This window comes from Sphingomonas sp. Leaf208, assembly GCF_001421415.1.
Lineage (GTDB): Bacteria > Pseudomonadota > Alphaproteobacteria > Sphingomonadales > Sphingomonadaceae > Sphingomonas.
This window is the reverse complement of the sequence record NZ_LMKH01000001.1, coordinates 683,242-705,347: the sequence shown is the minus strand read 5'-3', so window position 1 is coordinate 705,347 and position 22,106 is coordinate 683,242. Positions and strand designations below refer to the sequence as shown.

Below are 22,106 nucleotides of genomic sequence, written 5' to 3'. Positions count from 1 at the left end.
ACGAAGAGAGCGGGAAATTGGGGTGGGTCGCGGATGCGATTGAAGCTGGACGCGCGGGCGCGCCGTATCTTGCGGCGTATGCCGGTCGTGAATGTCTATAGTGTTGTCGAACTCGCGCTGCTGGCCGGGCTGGCGGTGCAGTGCGCGCGGCTGGCGTGGACGATCGTGACGCCGATCACGCCGCTCGGCGACTGGCGCCCGGCCGCGCCGATGGTGGTGGGCTCGCCCGCCGATATCCTGCGCGGTTTCGATCCGTTTTTCCGCCTCGGTGGCGCGGCTGGCGCACCCGCCACCGTCACGTCGCTCCAGTTGACCCTGTTCGGCACGCGGATGGATGAAGCGATGGGCCGCAGTTCCGCGATCATCGCCGGTCCCGACGGCGTCCAGCAGAGCGTCGCGGTCGGCGATGAGATTCAGCCCGGCGTGCGTCTCAAAGCGGTCGCCTTCGATCACGTCACGATCGACCGGGGCGGTGCCGACGAGGACCTGTTCCTCGATCAGTCGGGCGCCGTCACGCCGGTCGTCCCAGGCGCGGCACCGGCGGGTGCGGCCGGTGCTGTTGCCCCCGTCGTCGGCATCCCCGTCGCGCAGTTGCGCAGCGAGATCGGCTTCATCCCCCGCATCGACGGCGGCCGCATCAGCGGGCTCACCGTCCGCTCGCAAGGCTCGGGCAACGCGTTCCGCTCCGCAGGGCTCAAGGACGGCGACGTCGTCACCTCGATCGGCGGGCGTCCCGTTTCCGGTCCCGGCGATCTCGACCGCATCGCCAAGGATTTCGCGGGCGGCGGCAACGTCCCCATTACCGTAGAACGCGGCCAGGATACCCTGCCGCTCGCCATCACGATCGCGCCCCCCCAATGAAAAAACTGTTTCTCGGCCCCGTCGTGGCTCTCGCGCTGGCGGCTGGCGTTCATGCCCAGACCACGCTCAACGTCCGCGATGCCGATATCCGCGCGTTCATCGCCGATGCCGCCAAGGTCACCGGGCGCACCTTCATCATCGACAACCGCGTCGCCGGCAAGGTGACGGTGGTCACCGATCGCCCGCTGTCGCGCTCCGAATATTTCGAGATATTCCTTTCGACGTTGCGCGCCAACGGCCTCGTCGCGGTGCCGACCTCGGGCGGTGCGTTCCGCGTCCAGCCGCTCGACAATGCCGCATCGCAGCCGAGCCGGATCGGCGTCGCTGGCGCCGCGCGCAACAGCTACGTCACCGAGATCATCCGACTCCGCGCGATCGACGCGCAGTCCGCGGTCGAGACCGTTCGCCCGCTGGTCAGCGCGCAGGGCTCGGTCAGCGCGAACCGTGGCGGCAACAGTCTCGTCGTGGTCGATTTCGCCGACAACATCCGCCGCATCCGCGAAGTCCTTCGCCGGATCGACACCGACACGTCCTCCACCCGCGTCGTCGCGCTGAAGAACGCCAGTGCCAAGGAGATCGCGACTGCGCTTCAGGGTCTGATCGGTGCTGGCACCGGCGGCGGTCAAGGTGGGCAGGGCGGGGGTGCTGGCTCCGGTCCGAGCGCTTCGGTCGTCGCGGTCGAGGGCTCGAACGCGGTCGCCCTGCGGGGCGATCCGACCACCGTCGCCCGCCTCGCGCAGGTCGCCGCCGACCTCGACCAGAAGGCGCGTAATGGCACCGAGATCAAGGTCGTCTTCCTCGAGAACGCCGATGCCGAACAGTTGCTGCCGGTGTTGCAGGAACTGGTCGGCCAGACTCCGACGCAGCCGGTGCAGACCGCCTTGTCGCGCTCGAACTTCGGATCGAGCAGCACCAATGGCGCGTCCGGCGGCCAGTCGAATGTTTCGCAACCGCAGATCCCACAGTCTGGCCCCTCATCCGGCGGCGCGTCCGGCTCCGGTCAAGCCGCGATCACGTCTGCTGGCCGGTCGGCCGTGGTCGTCACGCGCTTTGCTGGCGCCAACGCGATCGTCATCGCCGCGCCTGCCGAGATCCAACGGCAGCTGAACGAGGTCGTCCGACAGCTCGACACGCGCCGCGAACAGGTGCTGGTCGAGGCGATCGTCGCCGAAGTATCGGACTCGACGGCGAAAACGCTCGGCGCGCAGTTCATCGTCGGCGATCCCAGCGGCGGCGCGTTTGGCGCGTCGACCTTCTCGAACTCTGCACCGAACATCCTTCAGATCGCCGGCGCGATCGGCGCTACCCAGCTCAATACGTCGAGCACCACGACGACCAACACCGATGGCAGCACGACCGTCACGAACACGACCAGTCCGGCAGCCGATACGCTCCAGCAGTCGGCAATCGCCTCGATCCTCGCGGCTGCCGGTGGCTTTGGTGGGTTCGGCGGCAAGATCGGCAGCACGTTCTTCGGCGCGATCATCAACGCGGTGAAGAGCGACACGACGTCGAACCTGCTCCAGGTCCCGCACCTCGTCACGCTCGACAACCAGGAGGCGCACAGCCTCGTCGGGCAGGAGATTCCGATCACCACGGGACAGGCACTCAGCACCAATTTCGACAACGCCTTCCGCACCACGCAGCGCCAGAATGTCGGTATTGAGCTGACCGTGCGCCCGCAGGTGAACTCGTCCGGTACGGTGAAGCTCAATCTGCGGCTCGAGGTCAGCTCGATCGCCGGGCCGGTATCGAGCGACAACAGCGACCTGATCCTCAACAAGCGTGAGGTGGAGACCGTCCGCACCGTCGACGACGGGCAGATCGCGGTGATCAGCGGCCTGCTGGACGATAACGAACGCCGGACGATCGAGAAGATCCCGCTGCTCGGCGACCTGCCCGTGCTCGGCCACCTGTTCACGTCGAAGGCGAAACAGCGGTCGAAGACCAATTTGATGATCTTCATCCGCCCGACGATCCTGCGCACCGCGGAGGACAGCCGCAAGCTGACCGAGCAGCGCTACGGTTATGTCCGCCTGCAACAGGGCTTGCAGGAGCCCGGTGCGGAGCCGTCGATCGACCAGCTCGTCCGCGATTACATGGGTGCCGCCCCGCCGATCCCGAGCGCGCCGATCCCCGGCAACATCGAAGACCCGCGCATCGCGGTGCCGGTCCGCACCTCGACGATGGTCGTGCGGCCCAGGAAATGATCATCCGCGAAGGCCACGAGATCGACGCAACTGCTCCCCTCCCGCTTGCGGGAGGGGTCGGGGGAGGGGCTGCCTTACTCACGGACGACGCGATCGAGGGATATGTCATTCCCTCCCCCAACCCCTCCCGCGAGCGGGAGGGGAGCAGTGACCTCCCCCAGATCACCATCCCCTACGCCTTCGCCCGAAAGTTCGGCGTCGTCGTCGACCACACCGACACCGATTCCCACCTAACGATCGCCATGCGCGCCGGCGCGGACCCGAAGGTCCTGCTCGAACTCCGCCGCTACCTCGCGCGTCCGTTCGACGTGACCTTCGTCGAGCAGGTCGCGTTCGATCGCCTTCTGTCGAACGTCTACGCGATGGACGGTCAGGCCAACGCGCTCGCCGCAGTCGGCATGGGCGACGAACTCGACCTGCTCGCCGGCGACATGCCGACCGCGGAGGACCTGCTCGACACCGCCGACGATGCCCCCGCTATCCGTCTCATCAACGGCATCATCGCCGACGCTGCACGCAACGGCGTGTCGGATATCCACATCGAGCCGTATGAGTCCGGCCTCGTCGTCCGCATGCGCATCGACGGTGTGCTCCGCGAAACGCTGCGCATGCCGCCCAACGTCGCGCCCGTCGTCGTCAGCCGCATCAAGGTCATGGCGCGCCTCGACATCGCCGAGCGCCGCGTCCCGCAGGACGGCCGCATGGGACTGACGCTCGGGGGCAAGCTGCTCGACGTCCGCGTGTCGACGCTGCCGTCGCGCGCAGGGGAGCGCGTGGTGCTGCGTATCCTCGACAAGGAAAACGCCGGCATCGACCTCGAAGCGCTCGGCCTGCCGCCCGCATTGTTCGCGTTGCTCAACGAGGCACTGAGCGAACCCAATGGCATCATTCTCGTCACCGGCCCGACCGGATCGGGCAAGACGACGTCGCTCTACGCCGCGCTCCGCCTGCTCAACGACGGCAGCCGCAACATCCTCACCGTCGAGGACCCGGTGGAGTATGCCGTCGACGGCGTCGGCCAGACCCAGGTGAATCCCAAGGTCGGCCTCACCTTCGCGGCAGGGTTGCGCGCGATCCTCCGCCAGGATCCCGACGTCGTGATGGTCGGCGAAATCCGCGACCGCGAGACCGCCGAGATCGCGGTGCAGGCGTCGCTGACCGGCCATCTCGTGCTGTCGACGGTCCACACCAACGACGCGATCGGCGCGATCACCCGCATGCGCGATATGAAGGTCGAGAGCTTCCTGCTCGCCTCCACGCTGCGTGCAGTGATCGCCCAGCGCCTCGTGCGGCGGCTCTGCCCGACGTGTCGCAAGGCCGTGCCCGCTTCGGATACGGTAGCCCCGCTGCTCGGCATCGCCTCGGACGCGGTCGTCTACGTCGCGCAAGGCTGCGAAGACTGCAACCAGACCGGATACAAGGGCCGCATCGGCGTCTTCGAAGCCGTCCGCATCGACGACACGATCCGCCGCCTGATCAACACCGACGGTCACGAATCGGAGATAACAGCGCACGCATTCGCGAAGTCCCCGAACCTGGCACAGTCGGCCCGCGACCTGGTCCTCTCCGGCCAGACCACCGCAGAAGAAGCCGTCCGAGTATCCCGACGCGACACCACTGAAGTTGTCGAGGATACAGCAGTTGCGTAGCGCGCGGCAATTCCTCCCCGGAACGGGGAGGGGAACCAGCGAAGCTGGTGGAGGGGGCTCACCACGCTCGCACCATCAGCCGTACGCCGCCAGCAGCGCAACGCAACGTTCGCGGCACGCCCCCTCCACCACCGCTTCGCGGCGGTCCCCCTCCCCTTGCAGGGGAGGATGATGGCTGATTTCGACTATATCGCGATCGATACCAAGGGCGCCGAACGCCGCGGTCACGTCGCCGCTTCGGACATCGACGTCGCGCGCGCTACTCTCGACGCACGCAAATTCTATGTCGTGAAGATCACGCCCGGCGCGCCGCCACAGGCCACCAAGGGCCGCCCGCTGTTCGGCCTCCAACTCGGCACACCGAAGATGTCGGGCAAGAACCTCACGCTCTTCACTCGCCAGCTCGCCACCCTGAACCGCGTCTCGCCGCTGGAAGAATCCCTCCGCACGATCACGCGCCAGACCGAACAGGACAGCGTCCGCACGATAGTCCAGCACGTCCACGCCGGCGTCGTCGAAGGCCGCCGCCTCGCCGATGCGATGGCGCGCGAGCCGAAAAGCTTCCCGCCGCTCTACCGCGCGATGGTGTCCGCCGGCGAAAGCTCGGGCTCGCTCCCGACGATCCTCGACCGGCTCGCCGCCCTGCTCGAACGCCAGGCCGAGATCCGCGGCAAGCTCATCACCGCCCTCGCCTATCCCTCGATCCTCGCGCTCGTCGCGTTCGGCGTCGTCACCGCGCTTATGATGTTCGTCGTGCCGCAGGTCGTCGAGCAGTTCGACACGGTCGGTCAGCAACTCCCGCTGCTGACGCGGATGGTGATGGCGTTCTCGGCGTTCCTCGTCGGATACTGGTGGGTGATGCTGCTGATCGTCGTCGGTGGCGGCCTGGCCGGGTGGCGGACGCTCAAGGACCCGACGCTCAGGCTCGCCTTCGACGGCTGGCTGCTCCGCATTCCGCTGCTCGGCCGCCTGATCCGAGACCTTCACGCGGCCCGCATGGCGCGCACGCTCGGCACGATGGTCGCGAGCCGCCTGCCGCTGCTCGACGGCCTCAACCTCACCGCCAGCACGATCCACAACCGCCGCCTCCGCCAGGCCTCGGACCAGATCGTCGACGCGATCCGCGGCGGCGGCTCGCTCTCAGCCGCGATGCGCCGCGCGGGCGTCTTCCCGCCGCTGCTGACCTATCTTGCGGCGTCGGGTGAAGCCGCTGGTCGCCTCGACGAGATGCTCGAGCGCGCCGCCGACTATCTCGAACGCGAGTTCGACCGTTTCACCGCCACCGCACTTTCGCTGCTCGAACCGCTGATCATCGTCGTGATGGGCGGCATCGTCGCGACGATCGTGCTATCCATCCTGCTCCCGATCCTCCAGCTCAACACGCTGGCCGGACAATGAGGTTTCGTATGCGTCCCGAAGATAAAAAGAAGCGCCGCGAGGCCGGCTTCACCCTCGTCGAGCTGATGGTCGTGATCGTCATCATCGGCCTGCTCGCCACGATCGTCGCGCTCAACGTGCTGCCCTCGGGCGACACCGCGCGGATCCAGAAGGCGAAGGCCGACATCGCCCAGATCGAGGGCGGGCTGGAGCTCTACAAGCTCCAGAACATGACCTTCCCCAACACCACGCAGGGGCTGAACGCGCTCGTCACGGCGCCCGCGGGTCTCGCCGATCCGTCGCGGTATCAGCGTGGCGGGTATCTCAAGAAGCTGCCGAACGATCCCTGGGGGCGCCCGTATCTCTATGCCTCGCCCGGCGCACACGGCGAGGCCGACGTCTGGACCTTCGGCGCGGACGGCAAGGAAGGCGGCGAGGGGATCGATGCCGATATCGGCAGCTGGCAATAAGCGCGAAGTCGGTTTCACGCTGGTCGAGCTGATGGTCGTCGTCACGATCATCGGGCTCGCATCGGCGGTGGCCGTCCTCGTCATGCCCGACCCGCGCGGCCGCGTGCTCGACGAGGCGACGCGTTTCGCCCTGCGCACCCGCGCGGCGCACGATTCGGCGATCGTCGAAGCTCGCCCGGTAAGCGTCTGGATCAGCGGCGGCGGTTATGGATTCGACCGTCGACTCGCTGGTGGCTGGACCCCAATCGCGGAGAAACCGATGCGAGTCGAACGCTGGAACGAAGGCACCAGGGCCAGCATCGACGACACCAGCGGCCGGATGCGCGTGACGTTCGACCCGACCGGCCTCGTCGACCGCCCCGCGGAGATCCGCCTGGATCGCGGCGGCGTCGCGGCGACCGTCCACATCGACGCCGACGGCAGCGTAAGAGCCGATGCAGGCTGAGCGCGGATTTACCCTTCGTCGACGTTACGCCGAACACGGCTTCACGTTGATCGAAATCATGGTCGCGCTGGCGGTGTTCAGCCTTGCGGCGATGGCGCTCGTGCGTCTGGAAAGCGCGACGATCCGCGGCGCCTCGATCCTCGACGAAACGCTCGTCGCGCAGATGGTCGCGCGCAACGTCGCGATCGATGCGGTCACCAGCGCGCAGCCCCCGACCGCAGGCCGCGTCACCGGCATCGAGACGAACGGCGGCCAGCCCTGGACGTGGACGCGCCAGGTCATCGCGCTCGGCGGATCGAGCGTGCTGCGGATCGACGTGGCGGTCGCCGACCGGACCGGCACGCAACTCGGCCGCCTGACCATGGTGCGACCAGCGCCGCGGATGGTGATGTGACGCCTCCGAAAACCGAGGCCGGTTTCACGCTTATCGAAGTCATGGTGTCGCTCATGATTTTCGGCATGATCGCCGCAGCGGGCGTCGCGATCCTGTCGTTCAGCGTGAAGGCGCAGAGTTCGACCGGCGCCAAGCTCGACGACATCAGCGCGCTCACCCGGACGATGTCGATCCTGTCCGGCGATCTTGCCCAAGCCACCAACCGCGCTACCCGCGACGAGGCGGGCACCAGCGTTCCCGCATTCATCGGCGAGAGCGGATCGGGCGTCACGCCGATGCTGCGTTTGGTCCGCGCCGGCTGGAGCAACATCGATGGGGCCGCGCGTTCCAGCATGCAGAAGGTCGCCTACCGCGTCGATGGCGGCGTGTTCCAGCGGATCGCGTATCCAATGGTCGACGGCGCGCAACCCCTGCCGCCTGCCGCGTTGCTCACCAAAGTCCGCCAGGTCGCACTCCGCTATCGCATCGCGGGCGCCTGGAGCGATCGCTGGGATGGTGCGAGCGGCAGGCCCTTGCCCGACGCGATGGAACTTACCGTCCAGCGCGACGACGGTACGCAGTTCCGCCAGATGTTCCTCGTCGGCACCAGCTACGTGCCGGCGCCATCTGATGGAACCGGGCCCGCCGTCACGCCACCGGCGGGCACCCCTCCGGGACAGGAGACGCCCGGTGCGCGCACCTGATCGCGGCATTCCGCGCGGGCAAGAGCGGGGTGCAGCGCTGCTCACCGTGCTGATGCTCGTCGCGATCATCGCGGTGATGGCCGGCGCGGCGCTGGAAAAACTCCGGCTGTCGACCCGGCTCGCGAGCAACGCCGCGACCGGCGAGCAGGCGCGCGCCTATGCACTCGCGGCGGAGACGATGGCGCTGACCCGCGTCTCCAACCTGCTCGCGCCAAAGCCTGCGCGGGTCACGCTGGCCGGCGGCTGGAGCAACACCCCGTTCGGCCTCCCGGTACCCGGAGGCTTCGCAACCGCGCGCGTCCGCGACGGGGCGAACTGCTTCAACCTGAACTCTCTCGTCGGCATGACAACCCCCGGCGTCTACGTCGCGCGTGGCGACGTGCGGCCGCAGTTCGTCCGCCTGATGCGGTTGCTCGACGTACCCGTGCAGGTCGCGGAACAGGTCGCGGCGGGCACGACCGACTGGATCGACAGCGATCAGGACCAGTCACCGATGGGGGCCGAGGACGGCGCATATCTTGGCCGCGTGCCGTCGTACCGCACCGCCGGCACGCTGATGAGCGACCCCAGCGAACTGCGCGCGATCGCCGGGATGACGCCTGAGATCTACACGAAGATCCGGCCGTGGATCTGCACGCTGCCCTCCGCCAGGCCCTCGCCGATCAACGTCAACACGCTGCTGCCCGAACAGTCCGTGCTGCTGGCGATGATGTATCCCGATACGCTGTCGGTCGGTGCCGCCCAGCAACTGCTGCTGCGGCGACCGGTGCAGGGCTATGCGACCTTCGACGAAATGCAGAAGGGCGCGTCGTTGCTCGGCGCCGCCAATATCGCGCCCGGCGCGGACGCGCAGGTGCTGTCGAAATGGTTCACGCTCGATATCGACGTGACGCTCGGCACCACTCAAATGCAGGAACGTGCACTGATCGACGCGAACCGGCTTCCCGCGCAGCTCGTATCGCGGCAATGGGGCGAGCCATCATGACGACTTTGCTGTTCCTCCCCGCCGGCGAGACCGGATATCGCTGGATGCGCGTTGCGGACGCGCGCGTAGTCGAGGAGGGGGAGGGGATTCCCGACATCGCCGCCGATGGCGAGACGATCGCGGTCGCGCCCGCCGACGCGGTGACGTTGCACTGGGCGGAACTGCCGTCGCGGTCTGCGGCGCAGGCAACGGCGGCTGCGCGTATCCTGGCGAGCGAGGCGAGTGCATCGCCACTCGCCGAACTCCACGTCGCAGTCGGTGACGAAGGCGCCAGCGACCGGCCGATCGGGGTCGTCGGTGCCGCGACGATGCGCGACTGGCTGCTGATGCTGGCGGAGGCAGGCGTGGATCCGGTCGCGGTCATTCCGGCGCCGATGCTCCTTCCGCGACCCGAAGAGGGGTACGCGCGGGCGGAACTCGCTGGCAGCGGTGTCGTGCGTGGCACGTCGAGCGGGTTCGCTGACGAGGCGCGACTGACGGAGCTGGTGACCGGCGGCACCGCGCCCGCGACGATCGACCGCGACACGCTGGAGGCAGCGATCGTTGCCGCCGTCGCGTCACCCCCGCTGGATCTTCGACAAGGGCCGTTCGCGCGGCGGCGAAGGTTCGCAATCGACTGGGGGCTGATCCGTCGGCTGGCGCTGTTGTCGCTGACGATCCTGGCCGTGACGCTGGCGATCTCGCTCGTTCGTATCGCCAAGTACAGTTTCGGCGCGGATGCGTTGGAGGCGGAAGCCAACACGGTGGCGGTCACTGGCCTGCCGCGCGGCGAGACGGTCGTCGACGCCAGCCGTCAGCTCGACGAGCGCCTGTCGCGCGTGCGGGGACCGGGGCTAGGCTTCACCAGCACGACCGCGGCGGTGTTCGCAGCGGTGCGCGCAACCCCCGGCACCGAAGTCACCGCGCTCGATTTTCAGGCGAACGGCGACCTGCGCCTGTCGGTGGCGGTCGAGCGGGAGGCCTTGGCGACCGATCTGAAGCGCGCCCTCGAAGCTGCCGGCCTCTCGGTCCGCGCCGGCGTGTTCCAGGCGGCAGCCGGCCGCGTGACGGGGGAACTCACGATCAGCCCGGAGAGCGGACGATGACCGGACTGAAGACGTGGTTCGAAGGTCGCTCGCTGCGGGAGCGGCGATTGCTGCTCGTGATGGCGGCGCTCGCGGTGTTGACGTTGCTGTGGGCGCTGATCATCCGCCCGGTCGGCGACGGCCTGTCGAGTGCGCGCGAGCGTCACGCCGATGCCGTCGCCCGGCTCGGCGAGACGCGCGCGCAAGTCGCGACGTTGCGCGACATCCAGCGGACGCGCGCCACCCCGCTGACCGGCACGCTCGCCGACGCGGTGCGCGCCGAGGCGGAACAGGCCGGCTTCGTGCTCGCCTCGCTCGATCAGGACGGGGCCAGCCGGGTGCGGGTTAGTATCCAGCCGGCACGTCCTGCTGCACTGGTCGCGTGGCTCGCGCGCCTCGAACGGCTCGGCATCCTCGTCGATTCGGTGGCGATGACCGACAAGGGCGACAAGACCGTCGGCGTCGCGCTCACGTTGAAGGCACGCGCGGCATGAGGCGGATCCGTTTGCGTACCGGCCCGGCCGCGCTGTTCGGCGGGATGCTGCTGATCGCGCTGATCGTCTTCCTGCCGATGCGCGCGGTGCTCGGCTGGGTCGGCGTCGGCGACGAGGGGCTGGTCGCGCGGCGCGTGTCGGGGACGATCTGGGGCGCGACGCTGACCGAAGCGCGGTTCGGCGATCTCGCGCTCGGCGACCTGCACGCGCGGCTGTCGCCCCTGCCGCTGCTGGTCGGCCGCGCGACGATCGTCTTTGCCGGTCCCGAGTCGGTGTCGGCCAAGCCGTTGCGCGGGTCGGCGAGCGTCAGTCGCCACGGCTTCGGCGTCGACCATATGACCGCCAGCGTCGCGACCGGCCGGCTGTTCGCGCCGGTGCCCGTCTCCGCGCTCGACCTCGACGACGTCTCGGTCCGCTTCCGCGATGGCCAGTGCGAAGCCGCCGAGGGCCGCGTCCGCGCAACGCTGGCGGGTGACGTCGGGGGGATCACCTTGCCGCAGTCGGTCAGCGGCACCGCACGCTGCGACGGCACCGCGCTGCTGTTGCCGCTGGCGAGCCAGTCCGGGACCGAAAGCATCGCGCTTCGGATCGAGGGGGCAGGGACCTATCGCGCCGAGCTGTCGCTGCGTCCGTCCGATCCGCTGGCGGTCCAGAAGCTTGAGCAGGCGGGCTTCGTGAGCGGCCCGAACGGGTACAAGCTCGCCATCGAAGGACGTTTTTGACGTCTTTTTGGCAAGTCGACGGTTGACGCCGCCCGGCGACCCCCGCTAGGGGGCGATGCCTACGCGGCGGTCGTAGTTCAATTGGTTAGAGCGTCGGCTTGTGATGCCGGATGTTGCGGGTTCAAGTCCCGTCGGTCGCCCCATTTTCCCGTTATTTTTCCGAGCCTCCTAAACGTGAGCGCTTTGGGCTGGTAAAACCGGCCGGAAAATAATATTTCGCTTCCCGGTAATTTTATTCTCCTCAGGAGCCGGCGATGACAGCGGTTTGGGACCTTCCCGATTTCGACGACCACGAGGGCGTTCATGCCTTCACCGATCCCGAATCGGGGCTGCACGCGGTGATCGCGGTGCACTCGACCAAGCTCGGGCCGGCAGCGGGCGGTGCACGCTTCTGGCATTATGCCGACAATGGCCGCGCGGTGACCGACGCGCTGCGCCTGTCGCGCGGCATGAGCTTCAAGAACGCGATGGCGGGTCTGGAACTCGGCGGCGGCAAGGGCGTGGTCCTCGCGGCCAAGCCCGGCGAGGTCATCACGACCGCCCAGCTCGAGGCGTTCGGTCGTGCGGTCGATTCGCTCGGCGGGCGCTACGTGACGGCCGAAGACGTCGGCATGTCCGAAGACCGCATGAAGGTGATCGCCAGCCAGACGCGCTACGTCTCCGGCCTGCCGGTCGCGAGCGGCGCTGCGGGTGGCGATCCCGGGCCGTACACCGCGCTCGGCATCTATCTCGGCGTGAAGGCAGCCGCACAGCGTGGCCTCGGCGCGACCGACATGAAGGGCGTGCGCGTCGCGATCCAGGGCGTCGGTTCGGTCGGCGGCGGGCTCGCGCGGTTGCTCGCGAAGGACGGCGCGGTGCTGACGCTGGCGGACGTCGACGAGGGCCGTGCGCAGAAGCTGGCCGGTGAACTCGGCGCGACCGCGGTGGCGGCCGAGGCGATCCTGACGACCGAGGCGGACATCTTCAGCCCGAACGCGCTCGGTGCGATCCTGACCGAGATGTCGATCGCTGCGCTGAAGGCGAAGGTCGTCGCGGGCGGTGCGAACAACCAGTTGAGCGTCCGCGAAGACGGTGCGCGTCTGCATGCTCGCGGGATCCTGTACGCGCCGGACTACGTGATCAACGCAGGCGGGATCATCAACGTCGGCCTCGAGTATCTGGGTCACGGCGACGAAGCCGAGGTGAAGGCCCGGATCGCGCGTATCCCCGAGCGCCTGATCGAAGTCTGGAACGAGAGCGACCGCACCGGCCAGCCGGCGTCGGACGTGTCGGACTCGATCGCCAAGCGCCTGATCGGTCGGTAACGGTCCTTCTCCCCTCCGGGGAGAAGGTGGCACGCAGTGCCGGATGAGGGGCGGTTTGGTAAACGACCCTAGCCTCACTCCCCCTCACCCTCCCACCGCAAGTGGGGCGGGCCCCTCCCTCTCCTCGACGGGAGAGGGGCTTTAAGTCCGCGATGACTTGCCATAATGGCTGTCCCCAGTGGCCACCCTACACGCCTTCGCAAACCCGGCGCGCTTCCTGAAGATCGCCAAGCCGTTGACGCCAGCGCTGTTCTGGGCTGGCGTCGCGCTGATCGTGCTGGGCTGCTGGGCAGGCCTGACGCAAACCCCGCCCGACTATCTCCAGGGCGAGACCGTCCGCATCCTCTACATCCACGTCCCCGCCGCCTGGCTCGGCATGGGCGGGTGGAGTGGGATCGCGATCTCCAGCATCATGTTCCTCGTCTGGCGCCACCCGCTCGCCAATGTGGCCGCGCGCGCGATCGCTCTGCCGGGCGCGGTGTTCGCCGCACTGTGCCTGATGACCGGCTCGATCTGGGGCCGTCCGACCTGGGGAACGTGGTGGCAGTGGGACGGCCGGCTGACCTCGATGTTGCTGCTGTTCTTCGTCTATCTCGGCTACGTGGCGCTCGCGAAGGCCGATGCGGATCGTGGCGGCGACGGGCGCGTGCCGGCGCTCTACGGGATCGCCGGGTCGGTTCTGCTGCCGATCATCCGCTATTCGGTGGTGTGGTGGAACACGCTGCACCAGGGGCCGAGCATCGGCCTCACGCAATCGACCATCGACGGTTCGATCCTCTGGCCGCTGCCGATCATGCTAGCCGGCTTCACCTTCGTGTTCGCCGGCATCGTGCTGATGCGGATGCGGACGATGCTGGCCGTGGCGAAGTCCGAAGCCCGCATGCGCCGGATGGCAAGAGCATGAACCCCTGGCCGTTCGTGACTGCCGCGTATGTCGTGACGCTGGGTGGCGGCGCGATCATCGCATTGCTGAGCTACCTCGCGATGCGCAGGGCCGAGAAATGAAGGCCAAGCATCAACGCCTGACGCTAGCGCTCCTGGCACTCGGTGCGGTCGTCGTCGCGGGCTTGCTCGCGCTGTCCGCGCTGAAGGACCAGGCCGCGTTCTTCTATGCGCCCTCAGACGTGCGTCGCGACGGCCTCCCGCTCGGACGCGCGGTAAGACTCGGCGGGATGGTCGAAGGCGGCTCGGTAAAACGCGCCGCGGACGGCATCACCGTGCATTTCACCGTCACCGACGGCCGGGCAACCACACCGGTCGTCTTTGCCGGCATCGTCCCGGACCTGTTCCGCGAGAAATCGGGCGTCGTCGCCGAAGGCCAGTTCCAGCCCAACGGCAGCTTCGTCGCGTCGAACCTGCTCGCTAAGCACGACGAGAAATACATGCCGCCGGAAATGGCCGGCAAGATGCATGAGACCAAGACTCTCGAACCGGACGCCAAGCAGTGATCGCCGAAGCAGGCCTCGCCGCGCTCTGGTTCGCGGGCGCGCTCGCGGCATTGCAGCTCGTGATGGCAGCGATCGGCATCGCACGCGGTCGTGACGATGTTGCGGCGGCGGTCCGGCCGGTGGCGATCGTCCAGGGGCTGCTCGCATTGCTGGTGATGGCGCTGCTGATCGAACTGTTCCTCGACTCCGACATGTCCGTCAAACTGGTCGTCGAGAACAGCCATTCGGCCAAGCCCTGGCTCTACAAGTTCGCCGGGGCGTGGGGAAATCACGAAGGCTCGATGCTGCTCTGGGTGACGATCCTCGGGCTGGCCGGCGGTGCGGTCGCGATCTTCGAGCGCTCGCTGCCCGAACGCACGCTCACCGCGACGCTCGGCGCGCAGGCGACGATCGCGCTCGGTTTCTACGCGTTCCTGCTCTTCTCCTCGAACCCGTTCGCGCGGCTCAATCCCGCTGCCGCCGATGGCCTCGGGCTTAACCCGCTGTTGCAGGACCCCGGCTTGGCGTTCCATCCGCCGACGCTCTACACCGGCTATGTCGGCCTCTCGGTCGCGTTCTCGTTCGCGGTCGGTGCGCTCGTCACGCGCGATGTCGGGCCGGCGTTCGCGAAAGCGATGCGCCCCTGGGTGCTGATCGCGTGGATATTCCTGACGCTCGGCATCACCGCCGGATCGTACTGGGCGTATTACGAGCTCGGCTGGGGCGGCTGGTGGTTCTGGGATCCGGTCGAGAACGCCTCGCTGATGCCGTGGCTAGCCGCCACCGCGCTGCTCCATTCCGTGACCGTACTCGCGACCCGCGACGGCCTGCGCGCGTGGACGATCATGCTGGCGGTCGTCGCGTTCTCGATGTCGATGATCGGCACGTTTTTGGTGCGATCGGGCATCCTGACGAGCGTCCACGCTTTCGCGGTCGACCCGGAGCGCGGCGCGTTCATCCTGGCGTTGCTCGCAATCTACATCGGCGGGGCGCTGGCGCTGTTCGCCGCGCGGATCGGCACCGTCCGTGCTGGCACGACCTTCGATCCGATCAGTCGCGAGGGCGGGCTGGTCGCGAACAACCTGCTATTGTCGGTGATCCTAGGGATCGTCCTGATCGGCACGCTCTACCCGATCGTCGCGGCCAGCTTCGGCGTGCAGCTGTCGGTCGGGCCGCCGTTCTTCAACAAGGCAGCGGGGCCGATCGCGTTGCTTCTCGTCGCGGTGATGGCGGTCGGGCCGCTGCTTCGCTGGCGACGGGACGATGCGAAAGCGGTGCTCGGCCGCGTGATGCTGCCGATCGGCGCGACGTTGGTGGCGGCAATCGCGTTGCTGTTCGTCTGGCCGGGCGTGTTGCCCTGGGCCGGGCTGTCGCTTGCCGCAGGGCTTGCGGTCGCAAGCGTCGCGCCGTTGTGGCAGCGCAATCTCAAGCGCACGCCGCTCTTCACCTACGGCATGGTCATCGCGCACCTCGGTATCGCGGTCAGTCTCGCCGGGATGGCGTCGGACAGCGCCTTCACGAAGGAAACGCTGGTCGCAGTGCGCGCGGGCGAACCAGCACGGGTCGGGCCGTACACCGTGACGCTCGACGGCATTTCTCCGGTGATCGGTGAGAACTGGTCGGCCCTGGAAGCACGGCTGACCGCGACGCGCGGGGGCAGCGAGAGCATCCTGCGCCCGCAACTCCGCTTCTTTGCCAACCCGCCGACGAGCACGAACGAGTCCGCCATCCTGACGGTGCTCGACGGGCAGCTTTATACCGTGCTCGGCCAGCCGGACGGGCAGGGGCGCTGGCAACTCCGCCTCTGGTGGAAGCCGTTCGTGACGCTGATCTGGTTCGGCGGGGTGCTGATCGCGCTCGGCGGTATGCTGTCGTTGATCGGTCGGGTGCTGCGCGAGCGACGGGCCGCGATACGGCCCGAATGGGCATGAAGCGGTTCGCACTCTGGGCGCCGCTTGCGATCTTCGCGCTGCTGTTCGCAGTGGTGGCGAGCGGGCTGTTCCGGCCGGCAGAGAAGGTGGTGCGGTCGGCGATGGTCGGCAAACCGCTCCCCGATTTCGCGCTGCCCGCGATGGTCCCCGGCAAACCGGGCCTGGCCAGCGCGTCGTTCCGGCAGGGCAAGCCGCGGTTGCTCAACGTCTTCGCGAGCTGGTGCGTCCCGTGCATCGCCGAGGCGCCGCAACTGATGCGTCTGAAGGCGATGGGCGTGCCGATCGACGCGATCGCGATCCGTGACACCGCGCCGGCGATCGCCGGGTTCCTCCGCCGCAACGGTGATCCGTACGAGCGGATCGGCAGCGATCGGGCCAGCCAGGTGCAGTTGGCGCTGGGCTCGTCGGGGGTGCCGGAGACGTTCGTGATCGATGGTCGCGGGATCGTAGTGAAGCAGATCATCGGCGATATCCGGCCGGAGAATGTGCCCGAGATCGTGCAAGCGTTGAAGGACGCGCGGTGAGGGGGGCTAACCAAGTTCCCCTCCCGCTTGCGGGAGGGGTTAGGGGAGGGGCTTCTCATGCCTCACCAACCGCACGTTCGCGTCATGCCCTCCCCCGACCCCTCCCGCGAGCGGGAGGGGAGGTTCTTGCCGCAATGTTGCTCTGCATCTCGCCGGCTTTCGCCCAGCCGGTTGCACCACCAGCGCATTACGCCAACGTGCAACTTACCGACCCCGCGCAGGAAGCTTCCGCACGCGCGCTGATGGAAACGCTGCGCTGCCTCGTCTGCCAGGGCCAGTCGATCGCCGACAGCGACGCGGACATGGCGGCCGACATGCGCGCGCTAGTCCGCGAGCGGATCGAGCGTGGCGAAAAGCCTGCCTCGATCCGCGACTGGCTGATCGCGCGCTACGGCGACTACGTGACGTACGATCCCCCCCTATCCGGCCTGACATGGCCGTTGTGGCTAGCGCCGATCCTGCTGCTTGGCATCGGCGGCTGGATCGCGCGGTCGAGCTTCCGGCGGAGGACACGCTGATGGGGTATTTCTGGCTGGCTGCCATCGGGGTGGGAGCGTTCGCGCTGCTCGCGGTGCTGAAGGTGAACCGCGTTCTTTGGACGATGGTCGCGGCGGCGCTGATGCTCGGTGCGGCGGGATACGCGTGGCAGGGGCAGCCAGGACTCGCCGGCCACGAAGTGTCGCCCGGACTTGCGGCAACGCCGGACGACAGCGCCATGCTCGAACTGCGCGATCAGATGCTCGAGCGGTATACGGGCGCCGCAGCGTACCTGGTTGCCGCAGACGCGATGACGCGGATCGGCGACCGTCGCGCGGCTGTGCAGGTATTGCTCGGGGGGCTCAGGATCGCCCCAAAGAGCGTGGTGATGTGGACCGGGCTCGCCAACGCGCTGGCGGCGCACGATGCCAACCAGGTTTCGCCGCCCGCGCTGTTCGCCTTCCAGCAAGCGATGCGATTGGCGCCGAAGCATCCCGCTCCACCGTTCTTTCTCGGACTGGCCTATGTGCGAGCGGGAGAGTTCGCGACGGCTCGCCCGTATTGGGCAAAGGCGCTGGCATTGACGCCAGCCAACATCTCATACCGGGGCGAGATCGCCACTCGGCTCGCGCTGCTGGATCGGTTTCTGGCTATGCAGGATACGCCGGACGCCGGCCAAAAATAATCCCGTCATCCTGGGGCAAGCCCAGGATGACGGGATGAAGCACTTACTGTCCGCGGCCAGTCTTCGACTGCAATTCGTCGATCTTCTTCGACGCATCCGCCTTGGTCAGCGTCTCGTCGAATTCCTCATGCGCCTCCTCGGACAGCGTCTTGAGGTAACTCGCCTGCGCACCGGTCATCTTCTCGTCGCCGGTGGTCCAGTCGTCCGGGTCCTTCTCGGCGTTCGAGAAGGGTTCGGACTTGGGGTTCGGGGTGTCGGACATTGGAAATTCCTTTCCCCTGTCCAACACCCATGTTCCGTATCCGTTCCCGAGTCAGCCAGCCCATGCTTCGTAAGGTAAACCTAGATCATCGGCGACCGCCTTGTACGCGATCTTGCCATTGTAGACGTTCAGCCCGTTGGCGAGGTGAGGGTCGGCCTTCATAGCTGCCTCGGCCCCCAGATTCGCCAGCTTGAGCGCGAACGGCAGAGTCGCATTGTTCAGCGCAAACGCCGAGGTCCGCGCCACCGCGCCCGGCATGTTGGCGACGCAGTAATGGATCACGCCGTCGACCTCGAAAACCGGATCCTCATGCGTGGTGGCGTGCGACGTTTCAAAGCACCCGCCCTGGTCGATCGCGATGTCGACCAGCACCGAACCGCGCTTCATCGTCTTCAGCATCTCGCGCGTGACGAGCTTCGGCGCAGCGGCGCCCGGCACCAGCACCGCACCGATCACCAGATGCGCGTTCTTCACCGCTGCCGCGATCGCAGCCTTCGACGCATACGCCGTCTTGATCTGGCTGGAGAAGAACATGTCGAGTTCGGCCAAGCGATCGTTCGAGATGTCGTAGATCGTCACGTCGGCGCGCATGCCGACCGCCATCTGCGCGGCGTTGACGCCCGACACGCCGCCACCGAGGATCGCGACCTTGGCCGGAGCCACACCGGGGACGCCGCCGAGCAGGACGCCACGTCCGCCCTGCTCCTTCTCGAGGTAATGCGCGCCGACCTGCACCGACATGCGGCCCGCGACCTCGGACATCGGCTTGAGCAACGGCAGCCCGCGGCGATTGTCGGTGACGGTCTCGTACGCGATGCAGGTCGCGCCGGACTTCATCAGCCCCTCGGCCTGCGGCTTGTCCGCGGCAAGGTGGAGGTAGGTGAACAGCAGATGGCGCGGCTCGAGCATTGCGATCTCGCTCGGCTGCGGCTCCTTGACCTTCACGATCATGTCGGCGCCGGCGAACACCGCGGCGGCCGTCGGCAGGATCGTCGCGCCCGCCTCGACATAGTCCTGGTCCTCGAAATCGATGCCCGATCCGGCCTGCGTCTCCACGACGACCTCGTGACCGGCTGCGACCAGTTCGGCGACCGATGGCGGGGTCAGGCCGACGCGATATTCGTGGTTCTTGATTTCCTTGGGGACACCGACGCGCATTGATTCCACTCCATTATCGTTTGCGCGATAGTAGCGCGCCTTGGACGGGAAGGGTTCGCAAACTCGTATCGGTGCGATACCGCATCTGCAAGATGATTGCATCCGTCGACGCCGAAACGGGATATTCTTGAGCATCACGATCGAACGCAGGATACTGGACCTGCTCGCCGCCAATTCCGACCTGACCAGCGCCGAGCTCGGCGATGCGGTAGGCCTGTCGGCGAGCGCCGCGCATCGCCGGGTCGCGCAGTTGCGGGAAAGCGGCGCGATCACGGGGTATCGTGCGGTGCTGTCGCAGGCGGCGCGCGGCGATCCCAGCATCGTCCTCGTCAACGTCACGCTGCGGGATCAGCGCAAGGAGACGATGGCGGCGTTCGAGGCGGTAATCGTCGAGTGTCCGCAGGTCGTGCAATGCTTCCTGATGAGCGGGGAGGCGGACTACATGCTCCACGTCGAGATCCGCCACGGCGAGACGTTCGAGCGCATCCACCGCGAGACCTTGTCGCAACTGCCCGGGGTAACGCGGCTGGCGTCGCACTTCGTCATCCGTGAAGTCATCAGGCGCTAGATTCTGGCGGCCGGACGTTCGGCGCATACGCAATTCTTCTCCCCTCCCTGGAAGGGAGGGGGCGGGGGTGGGTTGGCTTCCGCATTACCGAACGTCGGCGGCACAAGCAGGCCGACCCACCCCCAACCCCTCCCTTCCCGGGAGGGGAGCAAGTGTAGGCAACGCTTCGATACTATACCGATCAGCCCCAGTTAATCCACGTTGCCCGCCTCGCCGTTGCCGCCTTCCAGCCCGCATGCTAAATGCGCGCGCTTGGGGCACAGGGTGAAATCGGAAATTCGATGAAGATTGCTGCACTTCCGGGTCGATTCACCGTCCAGTGAGCGTCGACCAGACCGCCGCGGCCTCGACCGTGCCACCCGCCAATCTCGATCTCGAGACGGGGCATCACAACTCCGACGGCACGCTGAAGCTCGCCTTTGGTGCGATCGGCATCGTCTTCGGCGATATCGGCACCAGCCCGCTCTACGCCTTCCGCGAGACCTTCGCCGGCCATCACAAGCTCGCGCTCGACGCGGCGCACATCATGGGCGTCATCAGCCTGATGTTCTGGTCGATGATGATCGTCGTGACCGTCAAGTACGTCATCATCATCATGCGCGCGGACAACAAGGGCGAGGGGGGTAGCCTCGCGCTGCTCGCGCTTGTCTCGGGCAAGACCAAGACGAAGCGGTGGAGCAAGGGCATCATCCTGCTCGGCGTGTTCGCAACGGCGCTGTTCTATGGCGACAGCATGATCACGCCCGCCGTCTCGGTGCTGTCCGCGGTCGAAGGCCTCGCCGTCGCCGCGCCCGCTTTTGGCGGCCTCGTGCTGCCGATCGTGATCGTCATCCTGATCGGGCTGTTCTGGGTGCAGAAGAGCGGCACCGCGCGCATCGGCCTCGTGTTCGGGCCGATCATGCTGGTGTATTTCAGCGTCATCGCGGTGCTCGGCATTCTCAGCATCGTTCAGACCCCCGAGGTGCTGTGGGCGCTGTCGCCGCACTACGCGGTCGAGTTCTTCATCATCGATCCCGAGCGGGCGTTCCTCGCACTGGGTTCTGTCGTACTCGCGGTCACCGGCGCGGAGGCGCTGTACGCGGACATGGGCCATTTCGGCCGCAAGCCGATCGGCCTGTCGTGGCTGTTCTTCGTGCTCCCCGCACTGATCCTCAACTATATGGGGCAGGGCGCGCTGCTGTTCCGCGAAGGCCGCGAGGCGCTGGTCAGCCCGTTCTACAACCTTGCCCCCGAAAGCCTGCAGCTCCCGCTCGTCATCCTCGCGACGATGGCGGCGGTGATCGCGTCGCAGGCGGTGATCTCCGGCGCGTTCTCGGTGACGCAGCAGGCGATTCAGCTCGGCTTCATTCCGCGCCTGCGGATCGAGCACACCAGCGCCTCGACCGCGGGCCAGATCTACATCCCGCTCGTCAACGGCGCGCTGATGGTGATGGTGATCCTGCTCGTGCTGTTCTTCCGCACCTCGTCGAACCTGACGAGCGCGTACGGGATCGCGGTGACCGGGGCGATGTTCATCGACACGTGCCTGCTCGGCGTGGTGCTGTTCCGCCTCTGGAACTGGCCGAAGATCGCCGCGATCCCGCTGCTGGCGATCTTCTTCACGGTCGACGGCGCCTATTTCGCGGCCAACCTGACCAAGGTGCCCGCCGGTGGCTGGTTCCCGCTGCTGGTCGGCTTCATCATTTTCACCTTCCTGACGACCTGGTCGAAGGGTCGGCAGCTGATGATCGACCGGATGCACGAAGCGGCGATGCCGATAAAGGTGTTCATCGGCTCGGCGGCCAGTTCCGCGTCGCGCGTGCCGGGCACCGCGGTATTCATGACCTCGACCGCGGACGGCGTGCCGCATGCGCTGCTTCACAACCTCAAGCACAACAAGGTGCTGCACGAGCGCGTCATCCTGCTCACCGTCAAGATCGTCGGCCAGCCCTATTGGCCCGCCAACGACCGTGCGGTGCGCGAGGAGCTTGGCGACGGCTTCCACCGCCTCGTGCTGCGCTACGGCTTCATGGAGGACGCCGACGTGCCCGCGGCGCTGCGGCAGGTCCATAATTGCGGTGCGGACTTCAAGATGATGGACACCAGCTTCTTCCTGTCGCGCCAGACGCTGCTCGCGTCGGACAAGCCCGGCATGATGATCTGGCGGGAAAAGCTGTTCGCGTGGATGCTGCGCAACGCGGAAAGCGCGATGGAGTTCTTCCGCCTGCCGACGAATCGCGTGGTCGAGCTGGGTAGCCAGGTCGAGATTTGATGGCTCCTTCGGTCCACCTCGTAAGCCTCAGCTTGATAGGCACGTATCATCTGCAAACAGTAATACCCCCCCGGCGAAGGCCGGGGCCCAATTGGAGAGGTTGCAGTAACGAAGCGCAGCGATCGTCATTGACGTCCCCCAATTGGACCCCGGCCGCCGCCGGGG

23 protein-coding genes and 1 tRNA gene are annotated in these 22,106 nt (G+C 67.3%); 22 read left to right on the top strand and 2 right to left on the bottom strand.

The genetic code is table 11. The features are described 5' to 3' along the window. Positions 1–33: 33 nt before the first annotated feature. From ASE69_RS02995 to ASE69_RS02900, 20 genes are all read left to right on the top strand, one after another. Positions 34–861: a type II secretion system protein N gene (locus ASE69_RS02995; protein WP_056482547.1), complete on the top strand. Its 828-nt coding sequence runs from the start codon at positions 34–36 to the stop codon at positions 859–861. After that, entirely contained in the window at positions 858–3,071 is a 2,214-nt protein-coding gene (gene gspD / locus ASE69_RS02990) for a type II secretion system secretin GspD (protein ID WP_056482544.1), read from the top strand. Before ASE69_RS02995 ends, gspD begins: the two co-directional genes overlap by 4 nt. Beyond that, entirely contained in the window at positions 3,068–4,720 is a 1,653-nt protein-coding gene (locus tag ASE69_RS02985; RefSeq protein ID WP_082452781.1) for a GspE/PulE family protein, read from the top strand. Before gspD ends, ASE69_RS02985 begins: the two co-directional genes overlap by 4 nt. A gap of 171 nt (positions 4,721–4,891) precedes the next feature. Next, the gene (gene gspF, locus ASE69_RS02980; RefSeq protein ID WP_056482541.1) at positions 4,892–6,118 is read left to right on the top strand and encodes a type II secretion system inner membrane protein GspF; all 1,227 of its coding nucleotides are present in this window, start codon (positions 4,892–4,894) and stop codon (positions 6,116–6,118) included. 8 nt (positions 6,119–6,126) lie between these two features. Then, positions 6,127–6,567: a type II secretion system major pseudopilin GspG gene (gspG, locus tag ASE69_RS02975; protein ID WP_082452780.1), complete on the top strand. Its 441-nt coding sequence runs from the start codon at positions 6,127–6,129 to the stop codon at positions 6,565–6,567. After that, the gene (locus ASE69_RS02970; RefSeq protein ID WP_056482539.1) at positions 6,542–7,012 is read left to right on the top strand and encodes a GspH/FimT family pseudopilin; all 471 of its coding nucleotides are present in this window, start codon (positions 6,542–6,544) and stop codon (positions 7,010–7,012) included. The genes gspG and ASE69_RS02970 overlap by 26 nt, the downstream gene beginning before the upstream one ends. Beyond that, the gene (gspI, locus tag ASE69_RS02965; protein ID WP_056482536.1) at positions 7,002–7,406 is read left to right on the top strand and encodes a type II secretion system minor pseudopilin GspI; all 405 of its coding nucleotides are present in this window, start codon (positions 7,002–7,004) and stop codon (positions 7,404–7,406) included. Before ASE69_RS02970 ends, gspI begins: the two co-directional genes overlap by 11 nt. Further along, positions 7,403–8,089, top strand: coding sequence for a type II secretion system minor pseudopilin GspJ (gene gspJ, locus ASE69_RS02960; protein WP_235517965.1), 687 nt, complete (start codon positions 7,403–7,405; stop codon positions 8,087–8,089). The genes gspI and gspJ overlap by 4 nt, the downstream gene beginning before the upstream one ends. Beyond that, on the top strand, positions 8,076–9,074 hold the full coding sequence (gene gspK / locus ASE69_RS02955) for a type II secretion system minor pseudopilin GspK (RefSeq protein ID WP_235517960.1): 999 nt from the start codon (positions 8,076–8,078) through the stop codon (positions 9,072–9,074). The genes gspJ and gspK overlap by 14 nt, the downstream gene beginning before the upstream one ends. Next, the gene (gene gspL, locus ASE69_RS02950) at positions 9,071–10,159 is read left to right on the top strand and encodes a type II secretion system protein GspL (protein WP_056482533.1); all 1,089 of its coding nucleotides are present in this window, start codon (positions 9,071–9,073) and stop codon (positions 10,157–10,159) included. The genes gspK and gspL overlap by 4 nt, the downstream gene beginning before the upstream one ends. Beyond that, positions 10,156–10,632 carry a type II secretion system protein GspM gene (gene gspM, locus ASE69_RS02945; RefSeq protein ID WP_056482530.1) on the top strand — a complete coding sequence of 159 codons (477 nt, stop codon included), beginning with the start codon at positions 10,156–10,158 and terminating at the stop codon, positions 10,630–10,632. The genes gspL and gspM overlap by 4 nt, the downstream gene beginning before the upstream one ends. After that, on the top strand, positions 10,629–11,354 hold the full coding sequence (gene gspN / locus ASE69_RS02940; protein ID WP_056482527.1) for a type II secretion system protein N: 726 nt from the start codon (positions 10,629–10,631) through the stop codon (positions 11,352–11,354). Before gspM ends, gspN begins: the two co-directional genes overlap by 4 nt. A gap of 66 nt (positions 11,355–11,420) precedes the next feature. After that, positions 11,421–11,497 (top strand) — tRNA-His (locus ASE69_RS02935). Positions 11,498–11,608: 111 nt separating this feature from the next. Beyond that, positions 11,609–12,658 (top strand): Leu/Phe/Val dehydrogenase, encoded by a 1,050-nt coding sequence (locus ASE69_RS02930; RefSeq protein ID WP_056482524.1) that lies wholly within the window; start codon positions 11,609–11,611, stop codon positions 12,656–12,658. Between the two features lie 178 nt (positions 12,659–12,836). After that, positions 12,837–13,562: a heme ABC transporter permease CcmC gene (ccmC, locus tag ASE69_RS02925; RefSeq protein ID WP_056482521.1), complete on the top strand. Its 726-nt coding sequence runs from the start codon at positions 12,837–12,839 to the stop codon at positions 13,560–13,562. A 97-nt stretch (positions 13,563–13,659) separates the two neighbouring features. Continuing rightward, positions 13,660–14,106 carry a cytochrome c maturation protein CcmE gene (gene ccmE / locus ASE69_RS02920; RefSeq protein ID WP_056482518.1) on the top strand — a complete coding sequence of 149 codons (447 nt, stop codon included), beginning with the start codon at positions 13,660–13,662 and terminating at the stop codon, positions 14,104–14,106. Next, on the top strand, positions 14,103–16,016 hold the full coding sequence (locus ASE69_RS02915; RefSeq protein ID WP_056482515.1) for a heme lyase CcmF/NrfE family subunit: 1,914 nt from the start codon (positions 14,103–14,105) through the stop codon (positions 16,014–16,016). Before ccmE ends, ASE69_RS02915 begins: the two co-directional genes overlap by 4 nt. Then, positions 16,013–16,540, top strand: coding sequence for a DsbE family thiol:disulfide interchange protein (locus ASE69_RS02910; RefSeq protein WP_056482512.1), 528 nt, complete (start codon positions 16,013–16,015; stop codon positions 16,538–16,540). Before ASE69_RS02915 ends, ASE69_RS02910 begins: the two co-directional genes overlap by 4 nt. Positions 16,541–16,674: 134 nt before the next feature. Beyond that, the gene (locus ASE69_RS02905; protein WP_056482509.1) at positions 16,675–17,058 is read left to right on the top strand and encodes a cytochrome c-type biogenesis protein CcmH; all 384 of its coding nucleotides are present in this window, start codon (positions 16,675–16,677) and stop codon (positions 17,056–17,058) included. Then, complete coding sequence (locus ASE69_RS02900; protein ID WP_235517959.1) at positions 16,974–17,702, top strand: tetratricopeptide repeat protein; 729 nt, start codon at positions 16,974–16,976, stop codon at positions 17,700–17,702. The genes ASE69_RS02905 and ASE69_RS02900 overlap by 85 nt, the downstream gene beginning before the upstream one ends. 43 nt (positions 17,703–17,745) lie before the next feature. On the opposite strand, the gene ASE69_RS02895 is transcribed toward ASE69_RS02900, so the two are convergent. Both ASE69_RS02895 and ald read right to left on the bottom strand, forming a co-directional pair. Then, positions 17,746–17,964, bottom strand: coding sequence for a DUF3072 domain-containing protein (locus tag ASE69_RS02895; RefSeq protein WP_056058060.1), 219 nt, complete (start codon positions 17,962–17,964; stop codon positions 17,746–17,748). Positions 17,965–18,015: 51 nt separating this feature from the next. Beyond that, entirely contained in the window at positions 18,016–19,122 is a 1,107-nt protein-coding gene (gene ald / locus ASE69_RS02890) for an alanine dehydrogenase (RefSeq protein ID WP_056482503.1), read from the bottom strand. A 127-nt stretch (positions 19,123–19,249) separates the two neighbouring features. Here ald and ASE69_RS02885 point away from each other — a divergent pair, with 127 nt between their 5' ends. Together ASE69_RS02885 and ASE69_RS02880 are read left to right on the top strand one after the other, a co-directional pair. Then, the gene (locus tag ASE69_RS02885; protein WP_056482500.1) at positions 19,250–19,690 is read left to right on the top strand and encodes an Lrp/AsnC family transcriptional regulator; all 441 of its coding nucleotides are present in this window, start codon (positions 19,250–19,252) and stop codon (positions 19,688–19,690) included. Positions 19,691–20,042: 352 nt separating this feature from the next. Next, a complete protein-coding gene (locus tag ASE69_RS02880; protein ID WP_056483082.1) occupies positions 20,043–21,941 on the top strand; it encodes a potassium transporter Kup in 1,899 nt (632 codons plus the stop codon). Positions 21,942–22,106 lie beyond the last annotated feature (165 nt).

Excerpts from the sequence above, each read along its gene's own strand:
- ASE69_RS02995 (WP_056482547.1), top strand. The coding sequence starts at position 34 with ATGCGATTGAAGCTGGACGCGCGGGCGCGCCGTATCTTGCGGCGTATG.
- gspD (WP_056482544.1), top strand. The coding sequence starts at position 858 with ATGAAAAAACTGTTTCTCGGCCCCGTCGTGGCTCTCGCGCTGGCGGCT.
- ASE69_RS02985 (WP_082452781.1), top strand. The coding sequence starts at position 3,068 with ATGATCATCCGCGAAGGCCACGAGATCGACGCAACTGCTCCCCTCCCG.
- gspF (WP_056482541.1), top strand. The coding sequence starts at position 4,892 with ATGGCTGATTTCGACTATATCGCGATCGATACCAAGGGCGCCGAACGC.
- gspG (WP_082452780.1), top strand. The coding sequence starts at position 6,127 with ATGCGTCCCGAAGATAAAAAGAAGCGCCGCGAGGCCGGCTTCACCCTC.
- ASE69_RS02970 (WP_056482539.1), top strand. The coding sequence starts at position 6,542 with ATGCCGATATCGGCAGCTGGCAATAAGCGCGAAGTCGGTTTCACGCTG.
- gspI (WP_056482536.1), top strand. The coding sequence starts at position 7,002 with ATGCAGGCTGAGCGCGGATTTACCCTTCGTCGACGTTACGCCGAACAC.
- gspL (WP_056482533.1), top strand. The coding sequence starts at position 9,071 with ATGACGACTTTGCTGTTCCTCCCCGCCGGCGAGACCGGATATCGCTGG.
- gspM (WP_056482530.1), top strand. The coding sequence starts at position 10,156 with ATGACCGGACTGAAGACGTGGTTCGAAGGTCGCTCGCTGCGGGAGCGG.
- gspN (WP_056482527.1), top strand. The coding sequence starts at position 10,629 with ATGAGGCGGATCCGTTTGCGTACCGGCCCGGCCGCGCTGTTCGGCGGG.
- ASE69_RS02930 (WP_056482524.1), top strand. The coding sequence starts at position 11,609 with ATGACAGCGGTTTGGGACCTTCCCGATTTCGACGACCACGAGGGCGTT.
- ccmE (WP_056482518.1), top strand. The coding sequence starts at position 13,660 with ATGAAGGCCAAGCATCAACGCCTGACGCTAGCGCTCCTGGCACTCGGT.
- ASE69_RS02910 (WP_056482512.1), top strand. The coding sequence starts at position 16,013 with ATGAAGCGGTTCGCACTCTGGGCGCCGCTTGCGATCTTCGCGCTGCTG.
- ASE69_RS02905 (WP_056482509.1), top strand. The coding sequence starts at position 16,675 with ATGTTGCTCTGCATCTCGCCGGCTTTCGCCCAGCCGGTTGCACCACCA.
- ASE69_RS02900 (WP_235517959.1), top strand. The coding sequence starts at position 16,974 with ATGGCCGTTGTGGCTAGCGCCGATCCTGCTGCTTGGCATCGGCGGCTG.
- ASE69_RS02895 (WP_056058060.1), bottom strand. The coding sequence starts at position 17,964 with ATGTCCGACACCCCGAACCCCAAGTCCGAACCCTTCTCGAACGCCGAG.
- ald (WP_056482503.1), bottom strand. The coding sequence starts at position 19,122 with ATGCGCGTCGGTGTCCCCAAGGAAATCAAGAACCACGAATATCGCGTC.